Source organism: Streptomyces sp. NPDC057854 (genome assembly GCF_042797055.1).
Lineage (GTDB): Bacteria > Actinomycetota > Actinomycetes > Streptomycetales > Streptomycetaceae > Streptomyces.
In genome coordinates this window covers 98404-118796 of the sequence record NZ_JBHVMF010000001.1, presented here as the reverse complement: position 1 = coordinate 118796, position 20393 = coordinate 98404, and the positions used below count along the sequence as shown (strand labels likewise).

20 protein-coding genes are annotated in these 20393 nt (G+C 75.6%); 5 read left to right on the top strand and 15 right to left on the bottom strand.

Going from position 1 to position 20393, the window contains the following annotated elements; all coding sequences use genetic code 11:
* Positions 1-50 precede the first annotated feature (50 nt).
* Positions 51-860, bottom strand: a complete 810-nt coding sequence (locus ACFVQZ_RS00605; protein WP_383618523.1) for an SDR family NAD(P)-dependent oxidoreductase — start codon at positions 858-860, stop codon at positions 51-53.
* Positions 861-1002: 142 nt separating this feature from the next.
* On the opposite strand from ACFVQZ_RS00605, the gene ACFVQZ_RS00600 reads away from it, so the two are divergent.
* Positions 1003-1581 carry a TetR/AcrR family transcriptional regulator gene (locus ACFVQZ_RS00600; RefSeq protein WP_383618522.1) on the top strand — a complete coding sequence of 193 codons (579 nt, stop codon included), beginning with the start codon at positions 1003-1005 and terminating at the stop codon, positions 1579-1581.
* A gap of 125 nt (positions 1582-1706) precedes the next feature.
* Positions 1707-2546, top strand: a complete 840-nt coding sequence (locus tag ACFVQZ_RS00595) for a hypothetical protein (RefSeq protein WP_383618521.1) — start codon at positions 1707-1709, stop codon at positions 2544-2546.
* Positions 2547-2647: 101 nt separating this feature from the next.
* Here ACFVQZ_RS00595 and ACFVQZ_RS00590 read toward each other — a convergent pair whose 3' ends face one another.
* The 9 genes from ACFVQZ_RS00590 to ACFVQZ_RS00550 form a co-directional block, all read right to left on the bottom strand.
* Positions 2648-3385 carry a VOC family protein gene (locus ACFVQZ_RS00590; protein ID WP_383618520.1) on the bottom strand — a complete coding sequence of 246 codons (738 nt, stop codon included), beginning with the start codon at positions 3383-3385 and terminating at the stop codon, positions 2648-2650.
* 80 nt (positions 3386-3465) lie between these two features.
* Positions 3466-4380 (bottom strand): AAA family ATPase, encoded by a 915-nt coding sequence (locus ACFVQZ_RS00585; RefSeq protein WP_383618519.1) that lies wholly within the window; start codon positions 4378-4380, stop codon positions 3466-3468.
* 2 nt (positions 4381-4382) lie between these two features.
* Positions 4383-5600 (bottom strand): T4 RnlA family RNA ligase, encoded by a 1218-nt coding sequence (locus ACFVQZ_RS00580; protein ID WP_383618518.1) that lies wholly within the window; start codon positions 5598-5600, stop codon positions 4383-4385.
* Positions 5601-5697: 97 nt separating this feature from the next.
* Positions 5698-6237 carry an SMI1/KNR4 family protein gene (locus ACFVQZ_RS00575; RefSeq protein ID WP_383618517.1) on the bottom strand — a complete coding sequence of 180 codons (540 nt, stop codon included), beginning with the start codon at positions 6235-6237 and terminating at the stop codon, positions 5698-5700.
* Between the two features lie 126 nt (positions 6238-6363).
* Positions 6364-7614 carry a beta-ketoacyl-[acyl-carrier-protein] synthase family protein gene (locus ACFVQZ_RS00570; protein WP_383618516.1) on the bottom strand — a complete coding sequence of 417 codons (1251 nt, stop codon included), beginning with the start codon at positions 7612-7614 and terminating at the stop codon, positions 6364-6366.
* Complete coding sequence (locus ACFVQZ_RS00565) at positions 7611-7841, bottom strand: phosphopantetheine-binding protein (protein ID WP_030495403.1); 231 nt, start codon at positions 7839-7841, stop codon at positions 7611-7613. Before ACFVQZ_RS00565 ends, ACFVQZ_RS00570 begins: the two co-directional genes overlap by 4 nt.
* The gene (locus tag ACFVQZ_RS00560; RefSeq protein ID WP_383618515.1) at positions 7838-9490 is read right to left on the bottom strand and encodes a prenyltransferase/squalene oxidase repeat-containing protein; all 1653 of its coding nucleotides are present in this window, start codon (positions 9488-9490) and stop codon (positions 7838-7840) included. Before ACFVQZ_RS00560 ends, ACFVQZ_RS00565 begins: the two co-directional genes overlap by 4 nt.
* The gene (locus ACFVQZ_RS00555) at positions 9487-10047 is read right to left on the bottom strand and encodes an NUDIX domain-containing protein (protein ID WP_383618513.1); all 561 of its coding nucleotides are present in this window, start codon (positions 10045-10047) and stop codon (positions 9487-9489) included. Before ACFVQZ_RS00555 ends, ACFVQZ_RS00560 begins: the two co-directional genes overlap by 4 nt.
* A 41-nt stretch (positions 10048-10088) precedes the next feature.
* A complete protein-coding gene (locus tag ACFVQZ_RS00550; RefSeq protein WP_383618512.1) occupies positions 10089-11414 on the bottom strand; it encodes a cytochrome P450 in 1326 nt (441 codons plus the stop codon).
* 57 nt (positions 11415-11471) lie between these two features.
* Here ACFVQZ_RS00550 and ACFVQZ_RS00545 point away from each other — a divergent pair, with 57 nt between their 5' ends.
* Entirely contained in the window at positions 11472-12752 is a 1281-nt protein-coding gene (locus ACFVQZ_RS00545) for a wax ester/triacylglycerol synthase domain-containing protein (RefSeq protein ID WP_383618511.1), read from the top strand.
* Here ACFVQZ_RS00545 and ACFVQZ_RS00540 read toward each other — a convergent pair.
* The 3 genes from ACFVQZ_RS00540 to ACFVQZ_RS00530 form a co-directional block, all read right to left on the bottom strand.
* Positions 12745-13578 carry an aldo/keto reductase gene (locus tag ACFVQZ_RS00540; RefSeq protein ID WP_030495408.1) on the bottom strand — a complete coding sequence of 278 codons (834 nt, stop codon included), beginning with the start codon at positions 13576-13578 and terminating at the stop codon, positions 12745-12747. The genes ACFVQZ_RS00545 and ACFVQZ_RS00540 overlap by 8 nt on opposite strands.
* Positions 13579-13682: 104 nt before the next feature.
* Positions 13683-14111 (bottom strand): heme-binding protein, encoded by a 429-nt coding sequence (locus ACFVQZ_RS00535; protein WP_383618509.1) that lies wholly within the window; start codon positions 14109-14111, stop codon positions 13683-13685.
* Positions 14112-14138: 27 nt separating this feature from the next.
* Complete coding sequence (locus ACFVQZ_RS00530; protein WP_383618508.1) at positions 14139-15365, bottom strand: MFS transporter; 1227 nt, start codon at positions 15363-15365, stop codon at positions 14139-14141.
* A gap of 219 nt (positions 15366-15584) precedes the next feature.
* On the opposite strand from ACFVQZ_RS00530, the gene ACFVQZ_RS00525 reads away from it, so the two are divergent.
* Positions 15585-17579, top strand: a complete 1995-nt coding sequence (locus ACFVQZ_RS00525) for a hypothetical protein (RefSeq protein ID WP_383618507.1) — start codon at positions 15585-15587, stop codon at positions 17577-17579.
* 82 nt (positions 17580-17661) lie between these two features.
* On the opposite strand, the gene ACFVQZ_RS00520 is transcribed toward ACFVQZ_RS00525, so the two are convergent.
* Both ACFVQZ_RS00520 and ACFVQZ_RS00515 read right to left on the bottom strand, forming a co-directional pair.
* A complete protein-coding gene (locus tag ACFVQZ_RS00520; protein WP_383618506.1) occupies positions 17662-18621 on the bottom strand; it encodes an LLM class F420-dependent oxidoreductase in 960 nt (319 codons plus the stop codon).
* A gap of 219 nt (positions 18622-18840) precedes the next feature.
* Positions 18841-19020, bottom strand: a complete 180-nt coding sequence (locus ACFVQZ_RS00515; protein ID WP_321192853.1) for a hypothetical protein — start codon at positions 19018-19020, stop codon at positions 18841-18843.
* A 309-nt stretch (positions 19021-19329) separates the two neighbouring features.
* On the opposite strand from ACFVQZ_RS00515, the gene ACFVQZ_RS00510 reads away from it, so the two are divergent.
* A complete protein-coding gene (locus tag ACFVQZ_RS00510) occupies positions 19330-20367 on the top strand; it encodes an NAD-dependent epimerase/dehydratase family protein (protein ID WP_081959148.1) in 1038 nt (345 codons plus the stop codon).
* Positions 20368-20393 lie beyond the last annotated feature (26 nt).

The window sequence follows — 20393 nt, the reverse complement described above, 5'->3', positions numbered from 1 at the left end:
GGGGCACTGACACCGCCGCCCGGCCCCCCGACACCGACCCCGCCCGGCGCTCAGGCGACGGGCTGCGGCGCCGGAGCGGCGCCGTCCAGGACCTTGCGGGTGACGCGCTCGGCGAGGGCCGCGACCAGGGCGCGGGGGCGACGCGGTGTCAGGTGGGCGCCGAGGGTGTTGCCGAGGCCGGGCGCGACGTAGGCCCGGTCGCGGTCCAGGGCGCGGAGCGCGGCGCGGACGAGCGGCTCCGGGGTGGTCATCGAGCCCGTGACGGCCGCCCGGCGGGTGCCGATGGTGTCGAAGAAGGCGGTCTCGACCGGACCCGGGCACAGCGTGAGGACCCGGATGCCGCGCCGCCGGTACTCCTGGCGCAGGGCGAGGCCGAAGTTCAGGACGAACGCCTTGCCGGCGCCGTAGACGGCGAAGTACGGGGAGGGCTGGAAGCCGGCGTTGGAGGCGACGTTCACGACCGCGCCGCGGCCGCGCTCCAGCATGCCGGGGAGCAGGGCGTGGGTGAGGTCGACGAGCGCGACGACGTTGACCATCAGCTGGTCGTGGTCCCGGTCCGCGGGGATCTCCTCGAAGCGGCCGCAGGTGCCGAAGCCGGCGTTGTTGACGAGCAGGTCGACGTGGAGGGCGCGGGCGGTGAGCTCGTCGGCGACGCGGCGGGCGGCGTCCGGTGCGGCGAGGTCCTGGACCAGTACGTGGGCGCGGACGCCGTGCTCGGCGACCAGACGCTCGGCCAGGGCGGCGAGCCGGTCGCCCGAACGCGCCACCAGGACCACGTCGTGTCCCCGGGCGGCGAGCTGGGCGGCGAACTCGGCGCCGAGACCGGACGACGCGCCGGTGATGAGGGCGGTGCTGGGCACGGGCTGCCTCCTTGATGAGTTGTCAAATGATGCAGGACCGTACCAGTAAACGAATGAAATGCAACAGCAATGATGCAACTAAAACCCCTCTCGCATCACCGATGTAAGATTTCCGCGACGGATCGGCCAGGAGGAGAGCACGATGGGTGAGGCAGGGGCGCGGTCGTTGCGCGCGGACGCGGAGCGCAGCGTGCGCGCGATCCTGGAAGCGGCCGAGCGGGTGCTCGCCGAGGATCCGAACGCCTCCATGGAGCAGATCGCCGCGGTCGCCGGCGTGGCCCGGACGACGATCCACCGGCGCTTCGCCAGCCGGCAGGCGCTGACCGACGCGCTGGCCGCTTCCGCGGCCCGCCGGCTCGCCCAGGCCGTGGACGACGGCCGGCCCGACACGGCGCCGCCGCTCGTGGCCATCCACCGGATCACCGCCAACGTCCTCCGGGTCAAGAGCGCCTGGGCGTTCGCCCTGGGGCTCCCGGAGGGCGACGAGGACGGCGAGGCCGCCGCCCTCCACCGCGACATCGCCGAACGCTGCGTCGCGCTGCTGCGCCGGGCCCAGCAGGACGGACTCGTCGACGCGGCGGCCGATCTCGACTGGGTCCGCCGCTTCTACTACGCGCTCCTCGGCGAATCCCTCACCGAAGCGGCCGAAGGCGCCGACCCGGACGTCCTGGCCGCCCGCGTCGTCGACACCCTCCTCCACGGCGCCGGCCCGCGCGCCTGACCTCCCGCCGGTTGACGCCATGAGGTGACCGCCCGGCGTGGGTCCCGGAAGCCGCCCGTCCGGCGGTCCACCATCGGCGCAGGCGACCGGGGCCCGCCCGGTCGGAGAGCGCCACGGAGGAAGCGGTGTCGGTACGTCGGACGGTCTGGAGCGCCACGGCGGCGGTGGCGCTGACGGCCCTGGGACTGATCGCCCCGGCGTGGAGCCGTCCGCCGGCGGCCCCGCAGCCCGAGGGACCCGGAACCCTCTGCGCGGTCGCCGGAACCCTGCGGGGCGCGGACGGCGAGAGCGTCACCGTCAGCCTGTGCGCGGACGGCGGCCACCCCCGCATGACCGTCTCGGCCCCGGCCGTCTGCGGGAGCGGCCTCACCTGCCGCACCACCGGCACCTGGACGGCCCGGCACGCCGGCGGGACGCTCGCCGGTACGCTGCCCGGCGCCGTCGAGTACCCCGGCCCGGGCACGTACGACCTCACGGCCACGGTCCGCGTGCGCTCGGAGCCAAGCGGCGGCGTCGACCTCCAGGGCACCGTCCGCGCCACCCTGACCCTGACCACCCCGAAGCCGCGCCCCACCCACACCGTCACCGTCGACCGCCCGGCGCTCCAGCGCGGCACCACGACCACCCTGACGTACACGATCCGCCGCGACAGCGAAGAGGGCGACGGCAGCGCGCGCTTCGGCCTGATCGGCGAGGAGGAGGACTCCGGCGTCCGCATCTCCACCGCCGACCCCCGCTGCGTCAACCCCCTCGTCGGCAGCTTCCCCGGCACCACCCGCCTCCGGCACGCCCTGGACTGCGCCCTCACCACCCTCCAGCCCGGCAACCCCCAGCAGGTGACGGTCCGCGTCACCACCCCCTCCACGTGCTCCACCGTCGTCTCGAAACTCGGCTACTGGCTCCCGGACGGCCAGACCCTCTACACGGGCGGCATGCTCCCGGGCCCGACGGTGACCTGCCGGTAGGCCGGGCCGGGGAGGTGCCGATCACGCCGTCGGAGGATCCGGCCAGGACCAGGACCAGGACCGGCGCCCGCACCGCTCCGGACCTGGGGACGCGCGTGTCCTCAGCGGGGAGTGAGGAGGCAGAACTCGTTGCCCTCCGGGTCCGTCAGCACCGTCCACGGGAGCGCCGACTGGTCGAAGGCGGCGACGCCGGCCCCGAGGGCGCGCAGGCGGGCCTCCTCCGCGGCCATGTCGTCGCCGGGGTAGGGGCGGACGTCCAGGTGGACGCGGTTCCAGACGCGCTTGGGGGCGGGGGAGCGGACGAACTCCAGGTACGGGCCCACGCCCCGGGCCGAGCGCAGGGTCGCGAGGGCGTCGGTGGCCTCGTGCACCGTCCAGTCCGTCGCCGCGCCCCAGAAACCGGCCATCCGCCGGGGGTCGGCGGCGTCGACGACCACGGCGGCGATCGGTCCGGTGTCCCGGTAGACCGGCCGCGGTTCCAGCACGCAGAACTCGTTGCCCTCCGGGTCCGCCATGACCGTCCAGGGCACGTCGCCCTGACCGATGTCGGCGAGCGTGGCCCCGAGGTCCCGCAGGCGGCCGACCAGCTCCGCCTGGTGGGCGGGCGACGTGGTGGCCAGGTCGAGGTGGACGCGGTTCCTGACCGTCTTGGGTTCGGGGTCGGCGACGATGTCGACGCAGACGGCCGTGGGATCGGGGTAGGTGAAGCCGACGGGTTCGAGGTTGGTCACGCCCGGGCCTTCGCTGTCGACGCCCCAGCCGAGCGCCGCCGCCCAGAAGCGGCCGAGCGCGGCGTCGTCCCGGGCCTTCATGGTGATCTGCACGAGTCGAGTGGCCATGGCCAGGATGCTACGAGGTCGCACCGCCGCGCGACCGGCCCGGGATCCTTCCGTCGAGCCGGCCGGCGGCGGGTGCGGACTCAGAAGTTGCCGTAGTTGACCTGCCAGGTGGGCAGGCCCATGCGGCGCCACACCGCGACCACCCGGTCCCGGTCGTCCAGCGACACGCGGACCGCGTAGCGGTGGCGGACGTGGGCGTCGAAGAGCTCCGCCTTGACCAGGTCGTCGGAGCGGCCGTCGCCGGACGCCCGCATCCACAGCTCGTCGTACGGCACCTCGTACCGCTCCAGCCACGCCTCGGTCAGCGCCCGGTGGTCCTCGCTCCGGCCGGACAGCAGCACGATCCGGTCCCGGTGGGACCCGCGGAAGGCTCGCAGGGCGTCGCGGACCGGGGCGTTGAGCAGGTCGAGGTCGCAGCGGGTGAAGTCGTACGGGCCGCGGTCGCCGCGCAGGGCGAGCGTGCCGTCGATGTCGCAGAGGACGGCCGACGGCAGCGCGGGGTCGGGCACGTACGGGGTGACGGCGGGCCGGTCGTTGAGCCAGTCGTCGGTGAGCCGCCACCCGCCGCGGGTGGCCTTGGCGTGCTTCTCGGCGAGGATGCGGATGATCTCCTCGCCGACGGGCCGCTCGCGGGCCGCGTCGCGGCGGACGCACTCCTCGACCGGCACGGCGGTGAAGTCGTGCACGACGAAGGTGGCGTCGCGGCCGGTCAGCGCCGCCTTCAGCCGGCGCGGTATGTGCGGCGTGAGGTGGGTGTTGTCGACGACGACGTCGAAGCCGTCGTCCACGGCGGTGCGCAGGACGACGTCCTGGACGTCGAGCACGGTCCGCTCGTGGGCGCGCGAGCGCCGGTCGCCGCCCGGCAGGTCGAGCATGCCGCGCAGGTCGTCGAGGTTGACCCGGCGCATCCGGCCCTCCGCACGCTCCTGGAGGGCGCGGGCGGCGGTCGTCTTGCCGGAGGCCGGCAGTCCGGTCATCACATGGACCACGGGCACGGTCAGTTCTCCTCGTCGGTGGTGAAGGGGCCGGCGGTCTCCGGACGGAGGCTCCGCCAGACGTGCAGGTCGGTGGGGCGGTCGTCGAGGCGCAGGAACAGGGCCGCGCGCAGCGCCGGGTCGGGCAGCTCCTTGACGGCGCGGGCGAACGCGCCCCGGTCGGCGGCCAGCGGCGCCAGCCGCGCGTACGCCTCGTCGATGGCGCGCTCCCGCGCGGCGAACGCCTCCTCCAGCCCCGCGATCACGGACCGCACCCAGGCGTCGAACTCGTCCGGCACCTGCTCCAGCAGCGCGTCCAGCGGACGCCCGCCCCGGGACCGTACGGCCCCGAGTTCGGCGACGGACAGGCCGAGGCCCTGGGCGAGCCGCTGGGCGGAGGTGCCGGCGAACCGCTGGATGCCGTGCCCGCGCCAGATGTCGCGCTCGGTGACCCCGGTGAGGACCTTGTGGAGGCGTACGTACTCCGCGAGCTTGGCCTTGGCGCGCACCCCGGACGCGAAGCGCAGCACGAAACCCTCGGCGTCGGTGCCGGTGGCCGGGGCGCCGTCCGGCAGCGTGTTCGTCTCGGTCAGCTTGACGAGCGTGTCGAGCGGCATGGGCGGGTGCACGGTCACGACCGACCCGATGCCCTCCCACGCGGGCGCGGCCTCGGCCAGGCCGATCTCCGCGCCGTCGGCCGCGAACGCGGCCAGCAGCACGAGGTCCCGCCGCTCGCCGTAGTCCACGACGATCCGGTTCCGCGGGTGGACGATCTCCATCAGGTACGTCACCCCGGGCACCAGCCGTCCGGTGTCGGCGGCGTCGATCCGGCGCTGCGCCCACGTCGCCTGAACGCTGACGAAGGAGCCCTTGGACGCGACCCGCCAGCGCCCCTCGTAGTGGAAGAGCAGGCCGAGGCTGCCGTCGACCTTCTCGTACACCTCGAACGGCTCGTCCGGCAGGGCGGGCGCGTAGGGGCGGCCGGTCTCGTGCTCGGAGACGTTGAAGAACTTCGGCAGCGGCAGCGCGACGATCCGGCCGGTGCGGTCGTCGGCGACGAGACCGCGGCAACGGGTCGTGACGCGGGTCCAGTTGGCCTCGTACTGACAGCTGCGCGTGTACGTGTAGATCGACAGCGGCAGCTCGGGGTGCGACTTGCGCGTCACATGCCCGGCTTCGATCGCGTCGGCCAGCTCCTGGGGCGGCAGCAGCGCGTCGAGCGTCAGGTACGCCTGGCTCATGGTTCCCTCCCGTGTGCGAGGAGGCTCATTCTTCAGCGCGGAAGGCGGCCCCGACCAGCGAATTAGCGCGCCCGGGGGCCGGACGGCCCGCCCGGGCTCACCGCTCGCTCCCGGGCAGGAACGCGTAGAACGGGCCGTCGGGCGCGCGGTCGCGGACGCACACCGTGACGTCGCGGCCCCGGAGATAGGCCAGGAACCATTCGCGGAAGGTCAGTTCGTACCGCGTCCACGCCGGGCTGTCGAACTCCTGCACCACGACGCGCCATTGGTCCTGCGGCGCGTCCGGAACGCGCAGGAAGACGGACTCGCCGGTCACGCAGGACGCCACCGGGATGAGCTCGCCGGGCCCTCCGCCCACCGGGTCGGGCAGGTACTCCGCCATGTCCTCCTCGCGCCACATCTCCAGGTCGTCGCGGACGTGGGAGTCGAGGCTGTGCAGGAGGTGCCGGGCCGGGTGGGTGAGGTGGATCTGGTCGTTCACCAGGATCGAGCCGTAGGCGTCGACGACCGCCCGGAAGTCGTCGGGGAACCGCATCCCGAACTCCCGCTCCATCTCCTCCCACGGACCCGGGTCCGTCCAGTGGAAGCGCGGTTCGCCCAGCAGCTCTGCCACCTCCGCGACCACCGACTTCTCCATGAGCGACCCCCTCGTCCCGACCGGCGTGACCGCCACCCTGTCAGAGGCCCCGGCGATCTCCAAGCGCGGGGCCCGCGGACGGGGTCCGGCGGGACGGACGGCAGGTCCGCCCCGCGACCGAGGCAGCTACGGAGCGGTGACGACCAAGGCGGTGTTGTGTCCGCCGAAGCCCACCGACGTCGACACGGCGGTACGGATCCGGGCCGCGCGCTCCGTGGTCGGGAGGTCCAGCGTGATGTGCTCGTCGGCCTCCGCGAGGTTCGCGGTCGGCGGCACGGTCCCGTGCGCCACTGACAGCACCGTCAGCGCGGCCTCCACCGCCCCGGCGGCGCCCAGGAGATGGCCGGTCACCCCCTTGGTGGACGTGACGGGCGGACGGTGCGGGAACAGCGCGGCCAGGGCGGCCGCCTCCACCCGGTCGCCCAGCGGCGTGCCGGTGGCGTGCGCGTTCACCAGGTCGACGTCGGCGGGCACGCGGCCCGCCTCCGCCAGCGCCTCCCGCACCGCCGCCCGCAGACCCGCCCCGTCCGGCCGGGGCGCCACCACGTGGTGCGCGTCCGAGGCGGCCCCGTACCCGGCGACCAGCGCCCGCACCCGCGCCCCCCGCGCCGCCGCGTCCGCCGCCCGCTCCAGGACCAGGAAGCCGGCCCCCTCGCCCATGACGAAGCCGTCCCGGGCCGCGTCGAAGGGACGCGACGCGCCGGCCGGGTCGTCGAAGCGGTGCGACAGCGCCCGGAGCCGGTCGAACCCCGCCACGTAGAAGGGGGTCAGGCTCGCCTCCGCCCCGCCCGCGAGGACGACGTCGCACCGCCCCGCCGCCAGCAGGTCCACGGCGACCCCGAGCGCGCTCGCGCCGGCCGCGCAGGCGGTGGCCACCGCGAGTGAGGGGCCGCGCAGGCCGAACGCGACGGCGAGCTGCCCCGCCACCCCGTTCGGCAGCGCGCCGGGCACCGCGAACGGCGACAGGTCCCGCGGCCCGTCCGCCCGCAGCACGGCCAGCTCCCGCTCGTACGTCTCCGCGCCGCCCGCGCCCGTCCCGACGACCACGCCGGTCCGGGCGCCGTCCCGGGCCGCCTCCGTCAGGCCCGCGTCGGCGAGCGCCTCACCCGCCGCGCACAGCGCGAACAGCGCGGCACGGTCCGGACGCCGGGACACCGCGCCCCTCGGCACCGGCGGCTCGGGCGCCCGGCAGGCCACGAACGGCACCCCGCCCGCCTCGTCGAGCACCGCGGCCGGCTTCCCGGCGCACACGGCCTCCCAGGTCGTGGCCGTGTCCGCGCCCGCCGGGGTGAACAGCCCGATCCCGGTGACGGCGATCCCCGCACCCGCACCCGCACCCGTGTCCCGGCCCGCGGGCCGGACGCCCGGCGCCGTCACACCGTCTCCGTGGCGCGGGCGACCAGCCGCTCGATGTCGCCGACCGTCACGGCCGCGTACAGCTCCTCCTCGTCCACGGGGACGCCCCGCTCCTTGCGGAGCACCAGCGCCAGCTCGGTCAGCAGGAGGGAGTCGAGCCCCGCTTCCTCGCGACCGGTCTCCAGGGTCAACCCTTCGATGTCCAGGCCGAGTTCGGCGAGCAGCAGGGTGAGTTCCTCGAAGGTCATCGGGTCTCCTCGGTGGGACGTTCGGTGGGACGTACGGAGCGGTGCCCGGCGGCAGCCGCGTGATTGAGGCCGAGCAGCACGCACACGTCCGTCAGGAGCGGCACGTGGTACGCCAGCGGGCGCGGGCCCGCCTGGTCGGGCCGGGAGTCGAAGCCGCCGTCCGGCCGCTGGCGCTCCAGCAGGTACCGGACGGCACGGCGCGCGGGAGCCGCGGCCGAGGGGGTGCGTGCCAGCGCGATCAGCGCGTACGCCGTGCTGATCGGGTCGGCCGGCTCGCCGGGCACATGGCCCCAGCCGCCGTCCGGCCCCTGGGTGGAGACGAGCCGGGCGACGGCCCGCGCCCGCGCCCGGTCGGAACCCGCGAGCGCGGGATGGCCGCGAGGGGCCGAGGCGCGGAAGGAGTCGTGGGCGAGGACGGTGCGGAACAGGACGTTGCTCTCGTTGAGGCTCCAGCTCCGCTCGTACGGGCCGCCGGCGGCCTCCCGGTCCAGCAGGAACCGCACGGCCTCCGCGACCACCGGCCCCAGACCGGGCCGCGGCGCGAGCGCGTGCACGGCGGCAGCGGTCATCGCCGCCTCGGAGTCCGTCCCCTTCTCGAAGGTCGGCAGGCCGCCGTCCGCGCCGCGGCGGGCGAGCAGATACCGCTCGCCGGCCGCCACCGCCCGTCCGAGGACGGGCCGTTCGGTCCGCGTCCGGTGCGCCACCGTGCGCAGGAACTCCACGCAGTACGCGGTGTCGTCGACGTCGCTCTGCGCGACGGCCCGGTCGAACCCCCAGCCGCCGTCCGGATTCTGCCGGCCCGTCAGGGCCTCGGCGAGCACCATCAGGGTGTGCGCCGGGGCGCCGGCCCCGGTCAGCGCGAGACCGCCGGTGGCCGTCGCGAAGACGTCCAGGCCGGTGATGTACGGCATCCCGCCGTCCGGGCGCAGCCAGCTCCGCACCTCGCCGGCCCGTTCGCGGACCTCCTCCGCGTACCGGGGGCTGTGCCGCAGCGCGAGCAGGGCCAGCAGCCGGGCGAGGTGGTTGCCGTACGGCGGCGGACCGGGCCGCAGGCTGGGGGCGAGCGTCCGCCAGTCCTCCTCCGTCACCAGGCCGGGGACGCCGGCCCGGCGGCAGTGCAGGACCTTCAGGGCGGCCATCTCCGTGACCAGCCAACGCTGTTGGCCCCGGGCGTCGAAGGCCGTGGCTGGGTCGTCGAGGGGCGTGTGGGGGTGGGCGCCGAGCTCGGTCAGGACGGTCCGGAACATCAGCAGCTTGCGACCGGCGGTGAAATGGGCGAATCCGCCGAGCAGCCGCTCCAGGGCGGCGGCCCCGTCCGCGTACTCGCCCAGCGCCGCGCGGGCCGCGGCCTCCTGGAACGGATCGGGCGCGCCCTGGTCCAGGCCCGTCTTCAGCCGCCGGACCAGCCGGTCCCGGGTGGAGGGGTCCACGCCGGTCGCCGTGAGCAGGCGCAGCGCCAGGGCCGACTCCAGGAGGCGGCTGCCGCAGGGGGCGTGGAGCAGCCCGTCGGGGGCGGCCGCCGTGGTCAGCCGGGCGGCCAGCCGCGCCCGGGCCCGGTCGAGAGCCCGGCCGTCCGGTCCGGGGGAGTTGCCGCGGACACCGGGGACGGCGAGGGAAGCACCGCTTAAGGGCGGCGCGCAGAAGGTCATGTCGGTGAGTCCTCGAAGGGGGTCGGAGGGGGAGGGGGATCGGAGGCAGGGGTCGGTTCGGCGGGTTGGAGCGGGTGCGGCGCGTGCGGGAAGAGCCGGCGGAGCGCGTCCGCGCCCGCCGGCACCAGGGGGGTGTGGCGGTCGGCGAGCACGGCGCCGGGCAGGACGAACCCGCACCAGGCGATCTCGTCCGGATCCGGCCGGGGCGCGCGGTCCGTCCGCCAGCGGTGGACCGCCAGGAAGGCGGCGCCGTGCGGGTCGTCCACCTGGTGCCGGTACGCCTCGGTGAGGCCCGGCACCGTCGCGTAGCCGAGCTCTTCGCGCAGCTCGCGCAGCGCGGCCGCCCGGTACGTCTCGCCGGTGCGCACCGCGCCGCCGATCAGGACGTCGTAGTGCGCGGGATAGGCGCGGGCCCGGGCGGAGCGCCGGTAGAGCAGGACCCGGCCGGCGTCGTCGGTGCAGACGGTCGCCGCGTACCGGCGCAGCAGTCCGTCCGGGGCCGGCGCCTCCCGGCCCCCGAGGGCCACCACCCGGTCGCCGGAGTCGACGAAGTCCACGCGCTCCCCGCCGCCGGGTCCGCGCGGTGCGGTGCGGGGGCTCACCGGCGGGCGCGGACGCGGGCGAGGAACGGGCCGTCCGGCCGCAGGTTCAGCCCGAACACGGGCTCGCCCGCCGGCGCGGCGGCCTCGATCGCGAAGCGGGGCAGGAGCGCGCCGAGCAGCACCTCCATCTCCCGCAGCGCGAAGCGGGTGCCGAGGCAGGCCCGCGGACCGATGCCGAACGGCAGGTACGCGCCCGGGGGCGGCGGCGTCCGCGGCGGGAAGCGGTCGGGCACGAACGCGTCGGGGTCGGGCCACACGTCCGGGTCGCGGTGGGTGAGGTAGGGGCAGACGAGGACGTCCGTGCCGGCCGGGACCCGCACGCCGTCCAGCCACGCGTCGGACTCGGCCTGCCGGGGGAGCAGCCACCCCGTCGGGTAGAGGCGCAGCGTCTCCGCGAGCACGCCCTCGATCACCGCCGGGTCGCCGGCCGCCCGCCGGGCGACCTCCGGGTGCCGGTCGAGCAGGACGAACGCCCAGGTCAGCGTGCGGGCGCTGCTCTCGTAGCCGGCGACGAGGAGGGTGACCAGCTCGTCGCGGATCAACCGGTCGTCGTAGCGGTCGTCGGTCTCCGCCGCGTCCAGCAGCCGGAACAGGAGCCCGGCGCCCGCCGCGCCCGCCGCGTGGCGGGAGCGGGCGTCCGCGATCGCCCGGTGCATCCGCGCGTCGAGCGCGGCGAGCGCCGCCGCCGCCGGCGCCGGCAGATCGGTGCCGCCGCCGACGTCGGCGGGGAGCGCGGCCACGATGTCCTGCACCGCCGCCAGGTCCGTGTACGTCGCCGGGTCGAGGGGACGGTCGGTGAGCGAGCGCCAGATGGTGTCCACCGTGAAGAACTGGGCGTCCTCGGCGAGGTCCGCCGGCTCGCCGGTGCGCGCCCGATCCGCCCAGCGGTCCGCGATCACCCGCGCAGCGCCCGTGATGTGGTGCTCCCAGCGCTGGATGCCGCGGCCGGTGAACGGAGCCTGGAGGAGACGCCGTTGAGAGCGCCACGCTTCCCCGGTGGCGCTGAGCATGCCGTCCCCGAGGAGCGGGCGGGCGCGGTGGGACCGCTTCACGAACAGGTCGCCGCCGACGCCGAGGACCTGGTGGACGTGGTGCGGATGGGTCACCAGGACCGCGTCCCGCCCGCCCCGCCGGAAGCCGGTGAGCCGCCCCGGGACCCAGGCCGCGCGCAGCAGTTCGACGAGCGGGGCACCGGAGGCCGCCCAGGCGGCCACCACGGCGTCGTCGAGGAGGTCGGGGAGCCGCCCGGCGGCGGGGGCCTCGGGCGACGGAGGCGCGGGTGCGGTACCGGTCGCCGGTGAACTCACGTTGGGTGACTGCATGATGACGTATCGTAGCGGCCTGTGCGATCTTCAGTCTCTCCGCGACCTCCCGGCGCCGTGCCCCTGGCGCTCCTCGACCGGCTCGCCCTCGACACGGTGGCGCTGCACCCCACCGACACCGCCCTCCACCTCGGCGGCTTCGTCACCCTGGAAGGGCCGCCGCCGCCCCGGGAGCAGGTGGTGCGATGGCTCGGGCGGCGCGTGACGGACCTGCCCGAACTGGCCTACCGGCTGGGCGGGACCGCCCGGCGCCCCCACTGGGAGCCCGACCCCGGCTTCGACCCCGCACGTCACCTGTACGAGCTACCCGGCTCACCCGATCCGGCGGCGGCCGTCGCCGAGGCCGTCGGGCAACCTCTGCCCCGCGACCGGCCGTTGTGGGGCGTGTGGCTCGTCCGCCGGGCGGGCACCGGGTACGGCCTCTGCTACCGCGCCCACCACGCCTTCCAGGACGGCGCCGCCGCCGTCGCCACCCTGGAGCACCTGCTCGGCGACGAGGAGCACCGGCCCGCCCGGGCCCGGGCCGGGCTCGCCCGCCGCCGGCCGGTGCGCTGGCGCGAGATCCTGCCCGAGTTCCGCCCGCCGGGCCGGATCACCTGGTGGTCGCCGCTCGACACCGCGCCCTCCCACCGCCCCGCCGTCGCCCTCGCCGACACCCCGCTCGCCCGGCTGCACGCCCTCGGCCGCCGCCTCGGCGCCACCGTCCCCCAGCTGTGCCTGGCGCTCACCGCCGACACCGTCCGCGCCTGGCACCCCGACGACTGGGCGCCCGGCGGACCGGGCCACGGACGCGGACTGCGCGCCGGCATGGGGATCGGCGTACGGGACCCGGAGGAGCCGCACCCGCTGCTCGGCAACCGGGTCGCGGTCGCCGGCTTCGACCTGCCCTGCGGCGAGCCGGACCCGGACCGGCGGCTCGCCGCACTCGGCCGGGCCGTCGGCTACCCGCGCCTCGCCGCGCTCGCGGACGCCCAGGGGGCGGTGCTGCGCCGCCTCCCGTACCGGATCGGCAAGCTCTCACTCGGCCGCGCGGTGGACGCCCGCTACACCCCCGTGATGGTCGCCGACCTGCGGATCCGCCGGCCCCTCGGCTTCGACGGGACGGCGGCCACCGCCGTCCACCCGCTGCCGGTCCGCGTGCCGGGGCAGCCGCTCTTCGTCGCCTGGGCCACCCACCGGCGCACCCTCCACACCACCTTCGTCGCCGACGCCGCCCTCCCGGGTGCCGAACGGCTCCCGGAGCACTGGGAGACGGCCCTCGCCGCCCTCGAACGGCGCGCGGAGCAGCGGCGGTCGGGGGCGGCGGCGGCCACGACGGAGGGGGACCGCGTCAGTTGAGCTCGTCGGGGTGGGGGCCCGTGCGCAGGTCGCGGTCGAGTGCGGCGATGGCGCGCATCTCGTCGTCCGTCAGCGCGAAGTCGAGGACGTCGAAGTTCTCGCGGATGCGGTGGGGGGTGACGGACTTCGGGATGACGACGTTGCCGAGCTGGAGGTGCCAGCGGATGACGGTCTGCGCGGGCGACTTGCCGTGGCGGTCGGCGATGGTCCTGAGCGCGGCGTCATCGAGGACGGCGCCCTGGGCGAGCGGGCTCCACGCCTCGGTGGCGATCCCGTGCTCCGCGTGGAAGGAGCGCAGTTCGGCCTGCTGGAGGCCGGGGTGCAGCTCGATCTGGTTGACGGCCGGGACGAGCGTCGCGCCGTCGAGGAGCCGCCGCAGGTGGCCGGGCTGGAAGTTGGAGACGCCGGCGGCGCGGACGCGGCCCTCCCCGGCGAGACGTTCCAGCGCGCGCCAGGAGTCCCGGTAGAGGTCGCGGGCCGGGGCGGGCCAGTGGACGAGGTACAGGTCGACGTGGTCGAGGCCCAGCTTCGCGAGGCTGGCGTCGAAGGCGCGGAGGGTGGCGTCGTACCCCTGGTCGGCGTTCCACAGCTTGGTGGTGACGAACAGTTCGTCGCGGGGCAGTCCGGAGGCGGCGAGGGCGCGGCCGACGCCGGCCTCGTTGCCGTAGACCGCGGCGGTGTCGATGGAGCGGTAGCCGGTCTCCAGGGCGGTGGTGACGGCGGCGGTGGTCGCGTCGTCGGAGACCTGGAAGACGCCGAAGCCGAGCTGGGGGATCTCGACGCCGTTGTTCAGCGTGACGGTCGGGACGGCGGGGGAGGCGTTCACGGTGCGTGCGTTCCTTCAGGCGGTGCGGGGGACGAGGGAGGTGCGGGCGCCGGTGCGCCCGCCGTGGGCCTCGCGCGGGGTGCGGGCCCGTGCGGCGGTGCCGGTCACCGGGCCAGCTCGGCGAGGGCGGCCTCGGCGAAGGCGTGGTCCTGCTCGGGGGCGCCGCCGCCGACGCCGACGGCGCCGACGAGCCGGCCGTCGCGGTGGACCGGTATGCCGCCGGCGATGAAGAGCAGCGGCCGGTCGAGGGCGGTGGTCAGGCTGTGGAACGGGCCGTCGGGCTTGACCAGGTCGACCAGGCCGGCGGTGGGGGCGTTCAGCTGGAGCGCCGTGTACGCCTTGCGGGTGCTGGTCTCGCCGGAGATCAGCACGGCGCGGTCGTCGCGGCGGAAGGCGATCAGGTGGCCTCCGGCGTCCAGGACGGTGACGCTGACGGTGGCCCCGGCGGCTTCGGCGGCGCGGGTGGCGGCGGCGACCAGCAGCTCGGCGTCGGCGGTGGTCAGCGGGGTGAGGGTGGTGGCGGTGGTGCTCATGGCGCCTTTCCTTTGGGAGGGAGGGGGTCAGTGGTGGGCGGGGGCGGGGGCGGGGGCGGGGGCGGGGGCCGGGGCGGCGGTGACGGGTGCCCCGGCCGGCGCGGTCACGGGGGTGCGGCGCTCCAGCGCGGCGGACCAGAAGGCGAGGCCGAGCGCGGCGGCGGCGAGCAGGGCGCCGACCCAGTTCGGGGACGTGTAGCCGAAGCCGCCGGCGATCACGAGGCCGCCGAGCCAGGCGGCGAGGGCGTTGCCGAGGTTGAAGGCGCCGATGTTGACGGCCGAGGCCAGCGTGGGGGCGCCGTGCGCCTGGTCGAGGACCCGCTTCTGGAGCGGCGGGACGGTGGCGAAGCCGAGCGCGCCGATCAGGAGGATCGCCACCGCGGCGAGGATCTTGTACGAGGCCAGGACGGTGAACAGCGCGAGGACGGCCGCGAGTCCGGCGAGGGTGACGTAGAGCAGGGGCATCAGCGCGCGGTCGGCGTACCGGCCGCCGATCAGGTTGCCGAGGAACATGCCCACGCCGAAGAGGACCAGGAGCCAGGTGACGGCGCCCTCGGAGTAGCCGGCGACCTCCGTCATCATCGGCGCGATGTAGGTGATCGCGGCGAACACGCCGCCGAAGCCGAGCACGGTCATCGCCATCGCGAGCAGCACCTGCGGGTTGCGGAAGGCGCCCAGCTCGCCGCGGAGACGGGCCCCTTCGGGGCGCGGCATGGCGGGCACCAGCTTGGCGATGCCGAGCAGTCCGACGACGCCGAGGGCCGCGACGACGGCGAAGGTGGTGCGCCAGCCGACGGCCTGGCCGATGAAGGTGCCGAGCGGCACGCCGACGATGTTGGCGACGGTCAGGCCCGTGAACATGGTGGCGATGGCGCCGGCCTTCCGGTCCGGGGCGACGAGCCCGGCGGCGACGACGGATCCGATGCCGAAGAACGAACCGTGGGCGAGCGAGGCGACGACCCGGCCGGTCAGCATCAGCCCGAAGCTCGGCGCGACGGCGGAGACGAGGTTGCCGGCCACGAACAGGCCCATCAGCACCATGAGCATCCGCTTGCGGCTCACCCTGTTGCCGAGGACGGTCAGCAGGGGAGCGCCGGCGACCACGCCGAGCGCGTAGCCGGTGACGAGGAGGCCGGCGGTGGGGATGGTGACGCCGTAGTCGGCGGCGATCTCGGGCAGCAGGCCCATGATCACGAATTCTGTGGTGCCGATGCCGAAGGCGCCGACGGCCAGGGCGAGGAGTGCGAGCGGCATGGCTCAACCTTCCGGATTGCTTGAGTGAGCTCTTTGCGTGCTTCGACAATAGTTGCAGACGCGCTCTAAGTGCAAGCGCGGGTAGCGCGTGTAGGCGTCTTGGCGTTGTTCGCAGGGTTACCGGTGGATACCCGTTCGGTTCCCCGCGTCCGTGTCCGAGGCGCCGCCTCGGCGTTGTGCTGGCGACGGCGTGGCGGCGATCAAGGAGAGGGGCGCGCGGTGGACGTGGTGCGGGAGTCGGCTCGGGCCGGCCGGGTCGTGGTGTGGGAGGAGTCGGCGCGCGACGGCGCCCAGGCGAAGACCCTCATGCCGGCGGAGCTGCGGGTGCGGCTCGCCAGGGCGACGGGCGGCCTGTTCGGCGCGGACGGTCCGCGCCACGCGGTGTTCGCCGCCGGGTTCCCCGCCGTGTGCGCCGAGGAGTACGAAGCGGTGCGGCAGGTCGCCGTGGAGGCCGAGGGGGCGGTCGGCGTCGCCGCGGTCTGCCGCGGCGCCCGGCGGGACGTGGAGCAGGCGGTGGCGTCGGTACGGGGCAGCCGGCACGCCCGGGTGATGGTGGTGGTCCCGGCGTCCGAGGCGATGGCGCGGGTCATGGTCCACCGGACGGCCGCCGAGGCGCTCCAGGCCGGCGCCGACCTCGTCAAACGGGCCCGCGACCTCGACGACGCGGTGGCGGTGGACGTCTGCCTGGCGGACGCCTCGCGGGCCGACGCCTCCCTCATGGGCGCCGGCGCCCAGGCCATGACCGGCGCGGGAGCCGGCGTCGTGGTGCTGGCCGACACGGTCGGCGCCCAGCTGCCCCGCGCCTGCCGCGACATGTTCGGCGCGGTGCGGACGGCGGCCGGCGACGACGTCGTCCTCGCCTCCCACCTGCACAACGACCTCGGCCTCGGCCTGGCGAACACCCTGGAGGCCCTGAACGCGGGCGTGCGGGTGGTGTCCAGTTCCTGGCTCGGCATCGCCGAGCGCGCCGGCATGGCCGCCACCGAACAGGTGCTCTTCCTCCTCGCCCGGCACGGGCGCGACCTGCTGGGCGAGGAGGCGGACCTCTGGTGGACCGCGCCCGACCTCACCCGGCTGCCGCCGATCGCCCGGACGGTCTCCGAGGGGACCGGCGTCCCGCTCGGCGTCACCGCGCCGATCGTCGGCACCGGCGTCGGCACGATCTCCACCGGCACGCCTTTCGTCCCCCCCCGGGCTCTTCCAGCCCTACGACCCGGCCGAGGTCCTGGGCGTCGAGCCGCGGGTCCTGCTGACGCACCTGGCCAGCGCCCGCGTCGTCACCGCCGTCGCCGCCCGCCTCGGCCACCGGCTCGACCCCGACCGGACGGCCGCCGCCATGCGCTGGGCCAAGAGCCGCGCCTTCCGCACCTCGACGGCCGTCATCGACGACACCGCCTTCGCCGCCTACCTCGACGGCCTCGTCCACACCACCCGCCCCACCCCCCGGACCGGCCCGTGACCGTCACCCCCGCGCCCCCGCCCGGCCGCCTCCCCGTCTCCCTGTCCGAGGCCCGCCAGGCCCTGCACGACGGCGCGGCGGTCGTCCTGCCCAACCCGGCCCCGCTCACCCACGTCGTCACCGCCCGCCGCCCCTCCGCCGTCAACGAGGCCAAGGGGCGGCCCGCCGGCCAGCCGGTCGCCCTCTGGGCCCACCACCCCGACACCGCGCGCGCCCTCGCCGAGGACGTCTGGCGGCTCGCCCCCGGACCGGCGGCGACGGCGCGGCGGCTCCTGGCGGACGAGCACCTCACCGTCCTCGTACCCGTCCACGACCACGCCACCGCCCACCCCTGGGCGGCCCCCGCCGTCAAGGACGGGTGGATGCTCCTCTTCGGCGCCCGCCTCCGGTCCCTGCGCCCGCTGCTCGACGCCCACCCGGTGCTGTACGTGAGCAGCGCCAACCGCACCGGCCACCCGCCCGCCGCCACCACCGCCGACGCTCTCGGCATGTTCCCCGCCACCGTCCCCGTCCTCGCGCCGCAGGACCCGGCCGACGCGTCCGGCGCGCTCTCCGCGCGGCGCGCCACCACCACCGTGCGCCTGCACCCCGACGGCCGCATGGAGCTGCACCGGCACGGCGCCCAGGACGCCCCCTTCCCCTCCCCGGACGCCTACCTCCGCCACCTCGGCGAGCGCCACGGGCAGGTCGCCGACGGCGACGGCGCCACCGGCCGCCGGAGCGGCGCGGCATGGGGTCCCGGCCTTTCGCCGTGAGGCCCCGGAGGGCGACGTGGCGCGCCCGGCGCGGAGCCCGTTCGAGCAAAGAGTCCCCGACGGCCGGGCGCGCCACGGCCGTTCACCCCCCGGAGGCCAGCAGCGGCAGCACCTCGGTGCGGTAGAAGTCGAAGAAGCCGCGCTGGTCGGGGCCCATCTGGCCGACGTGCACGACGTCGAAGCCGGCGTCCGCGTACTCCCGCAGATGGCGGGCGTGTTCCTCGGGGTCGGGGCCGCAGGGCACCGCCTCCGCGACGGTCTCCACGGTGACCAGCTCCGTCGCCTGCTCGAAGTGGCGCGGGGTGGGCAGGATCTGGCCCAGTTCCCCGGGGAGGTGTTCGACCGCCCAGAGGCGGTGGGCCGTGCGGGCCGCCTCCTCCCGGGAAGGACCCCAGCACACCTTGGTGGAGGCGAACGCGGGCCGCTCGGGGGCGCGGGCGCGGAACCGGTCGACGAGACCGGTGTCGGGAGTGGTGGTGACGAAGCCGTCGGCGATGCGGGAGGCGACCTCGGCCGCCTTCGGCCCGAAGGCGGAGACGTCGATGGGCGGCGGGTTCTCCGGGAGCGTGTACAGGCGGGCGTTCTCGACCGTGTAGTGCCGGCCCCGGTGGGTGACCTCCTCGCCGGTGAACAGGCGGCGGATCACCTCGACGGCCTCCTCCAGCATCTCCAGGCGCACGTCCACGGCCGGCCACGGGTCCCCGAGGATGTGCTCGTTCAGCGCCTCGCCGCTGCCGAGTCCGAGCCGGAACCGCCCGTCGAGCATGACCTGGGAGGTCGCGGCGGCCTGGGCGACGAGCGCGGGGTGCATGCGGACGGTCGGGCAGGTCACGGCGGTCGCGACGGGCAGGGTGGTCGCCTGGGAGAGGGCTCCGATCACGGACCAGACGAACGGGCTCTCGCCCTGCTCGTCGTTCCACGGGTGGAAGTGGTCCGAGATCCACAGCGAGCGGAAACCCGCGTCCTCCGCCATCCGGGCCTGCTCGACGAGCTCGCCCGGCCGGAACTCCTCGCAGGAGAGGAAGTAGCCGAACTCGGTCATGACGCCTCCAGAGGTGCGTTCGCCGTCCCGTCGGGCGAACTCCTGCGGCGCGACTGCCCGGCAGACCGCGCAGGGAACGCGGAACGGGGAAGTTCGTGGGTCCCGTACGCGGTTGCGAGGGGCGACGGGGGACGGGAGAGTGGTCCCCGTACGCCGGTCGCCGGGGGCCACAGCAGTCCGGCTGTGGCCCCCGGCGACCGGCGCAGGCGCCGCCGTCCGTCAGTCCTCGCCCCGGATGATGTTCCGTTCCTCACCCACGGCGGCGCCCCGTTCCTGGTCGGCGTCGTCCGGCTCGTCCGGCGACACGGCGTCACGGGTGGTGACGGCCGGCCGGTGGGTGAACAGCGTGCTGTCGTGCCAGAAGACCTCGGCGGTGTCCGTCTCGATCCGCGTGTCCATCGCGGCCATCTCCTCGTTCCGGGCCCGGCCCTTCGGCCGGAGGCGTCGACCGGCGCCTACCCGGGACGGCGGTTCCGAGTCGCCTTCCCGAGGGGAGAATCAACGCTTCTGTTCCGCTTTCCACAGTTTCATGGAGAGGGCACCGCATACGAGGAGTAGCGCTTCTCGGCCCGGGTAGAGGCCCGACCGATTCCCCGTCCCTTCGTCCCGCGTGGTGCGTTCGGCACCTCGCATCCGCACCACGGACCCCCCTCACGTCGCATCCGTACTGTCCGTCCACCCGCTTTCCGCAGGGAGGAGACGAGATCCATGGCCCCGTCCCCCGCGCCCCGTTGGGAACACGCCGTCGTCACCGGCGGATCCGGTTTCGTGGGATCGCATCTGTGCGCCGCGCTGCTCGCCGGCGGGACGGACGTGACCTGCGTCGACGACTTCAGCACCGGCCGCCCCGAGAACGTCGCGAGCCTGCGCGGCCATGCCGGGTTCCGGCTCCAGGAGGCCGACGTCCGCGAACCGTTCGCGGTCGGCCGGCCGGTCGACCTGGTGCTGCACTTCGCCTCGCCGGCGTCGCCCGCCGACTATCTGCGGCTGCCCCTGCACACCCTGGAGACGGGCAGTCTCGGGACCCGCAACGCGCTCGCCCTGGCGCACGCCCACGGCGCCCGTTTCGTGCTGGCCTCGACCTCCGAGGTGTACGGCGACCCCGAGGAGCACCCGCAGAGCGAGCGGTACTGGGGCCGGGTCAACCCGGTCGGGCCGCGCAGCGTCTACGACGAGGCGAAACGTTTCGGCGAGGCGCTGACCACTGCCACCGCCCGAGCCCGCGGCACGGACACCGTCATCGTCCGCCTGTTCAACACGTACGGGCCCCGCATGCGCGGCTTCGACGGCCGGGCCGTCCCGACCTTCGTCCGCCAGGCCCTCGCCGGCGAACCCCTCACCGTGACCGGCGACGGACAGCAGACCCGCTCGCTCTGCTACGTCTCCGACACCGTCGATGGCATCCTCGCCGCCGCCGCGCACGACATGCGCGGACCCGTCAACATCGGCAACCCGACCGAGATCACCATGCTGGAGCTGGCCCGCTGGATCGCCCGGCTCACCGGCTCGGCCTCCCGGATCCGCTTCGTCGAACGACCCGTCGACGACCCCGCCGTGCGCTGCCCCGACATCACCCTGGCCCGGGACAAGCTCCAGTGGCGGCCGCTCGTCGACGCCGAGGAGGGTCTGCGCCGGACGATCGACTGGTTCCGGTCCGAGGCAGCCCGCGGACGCGAGCCGGCCGACGCGGTCGCCGCCCCGCCCGGCACCCCCGGCCGGGCGGACGCGCCCGAGCGGGCCGCCTGACCCGGCCCGCACCCCGCCGCCCCCCA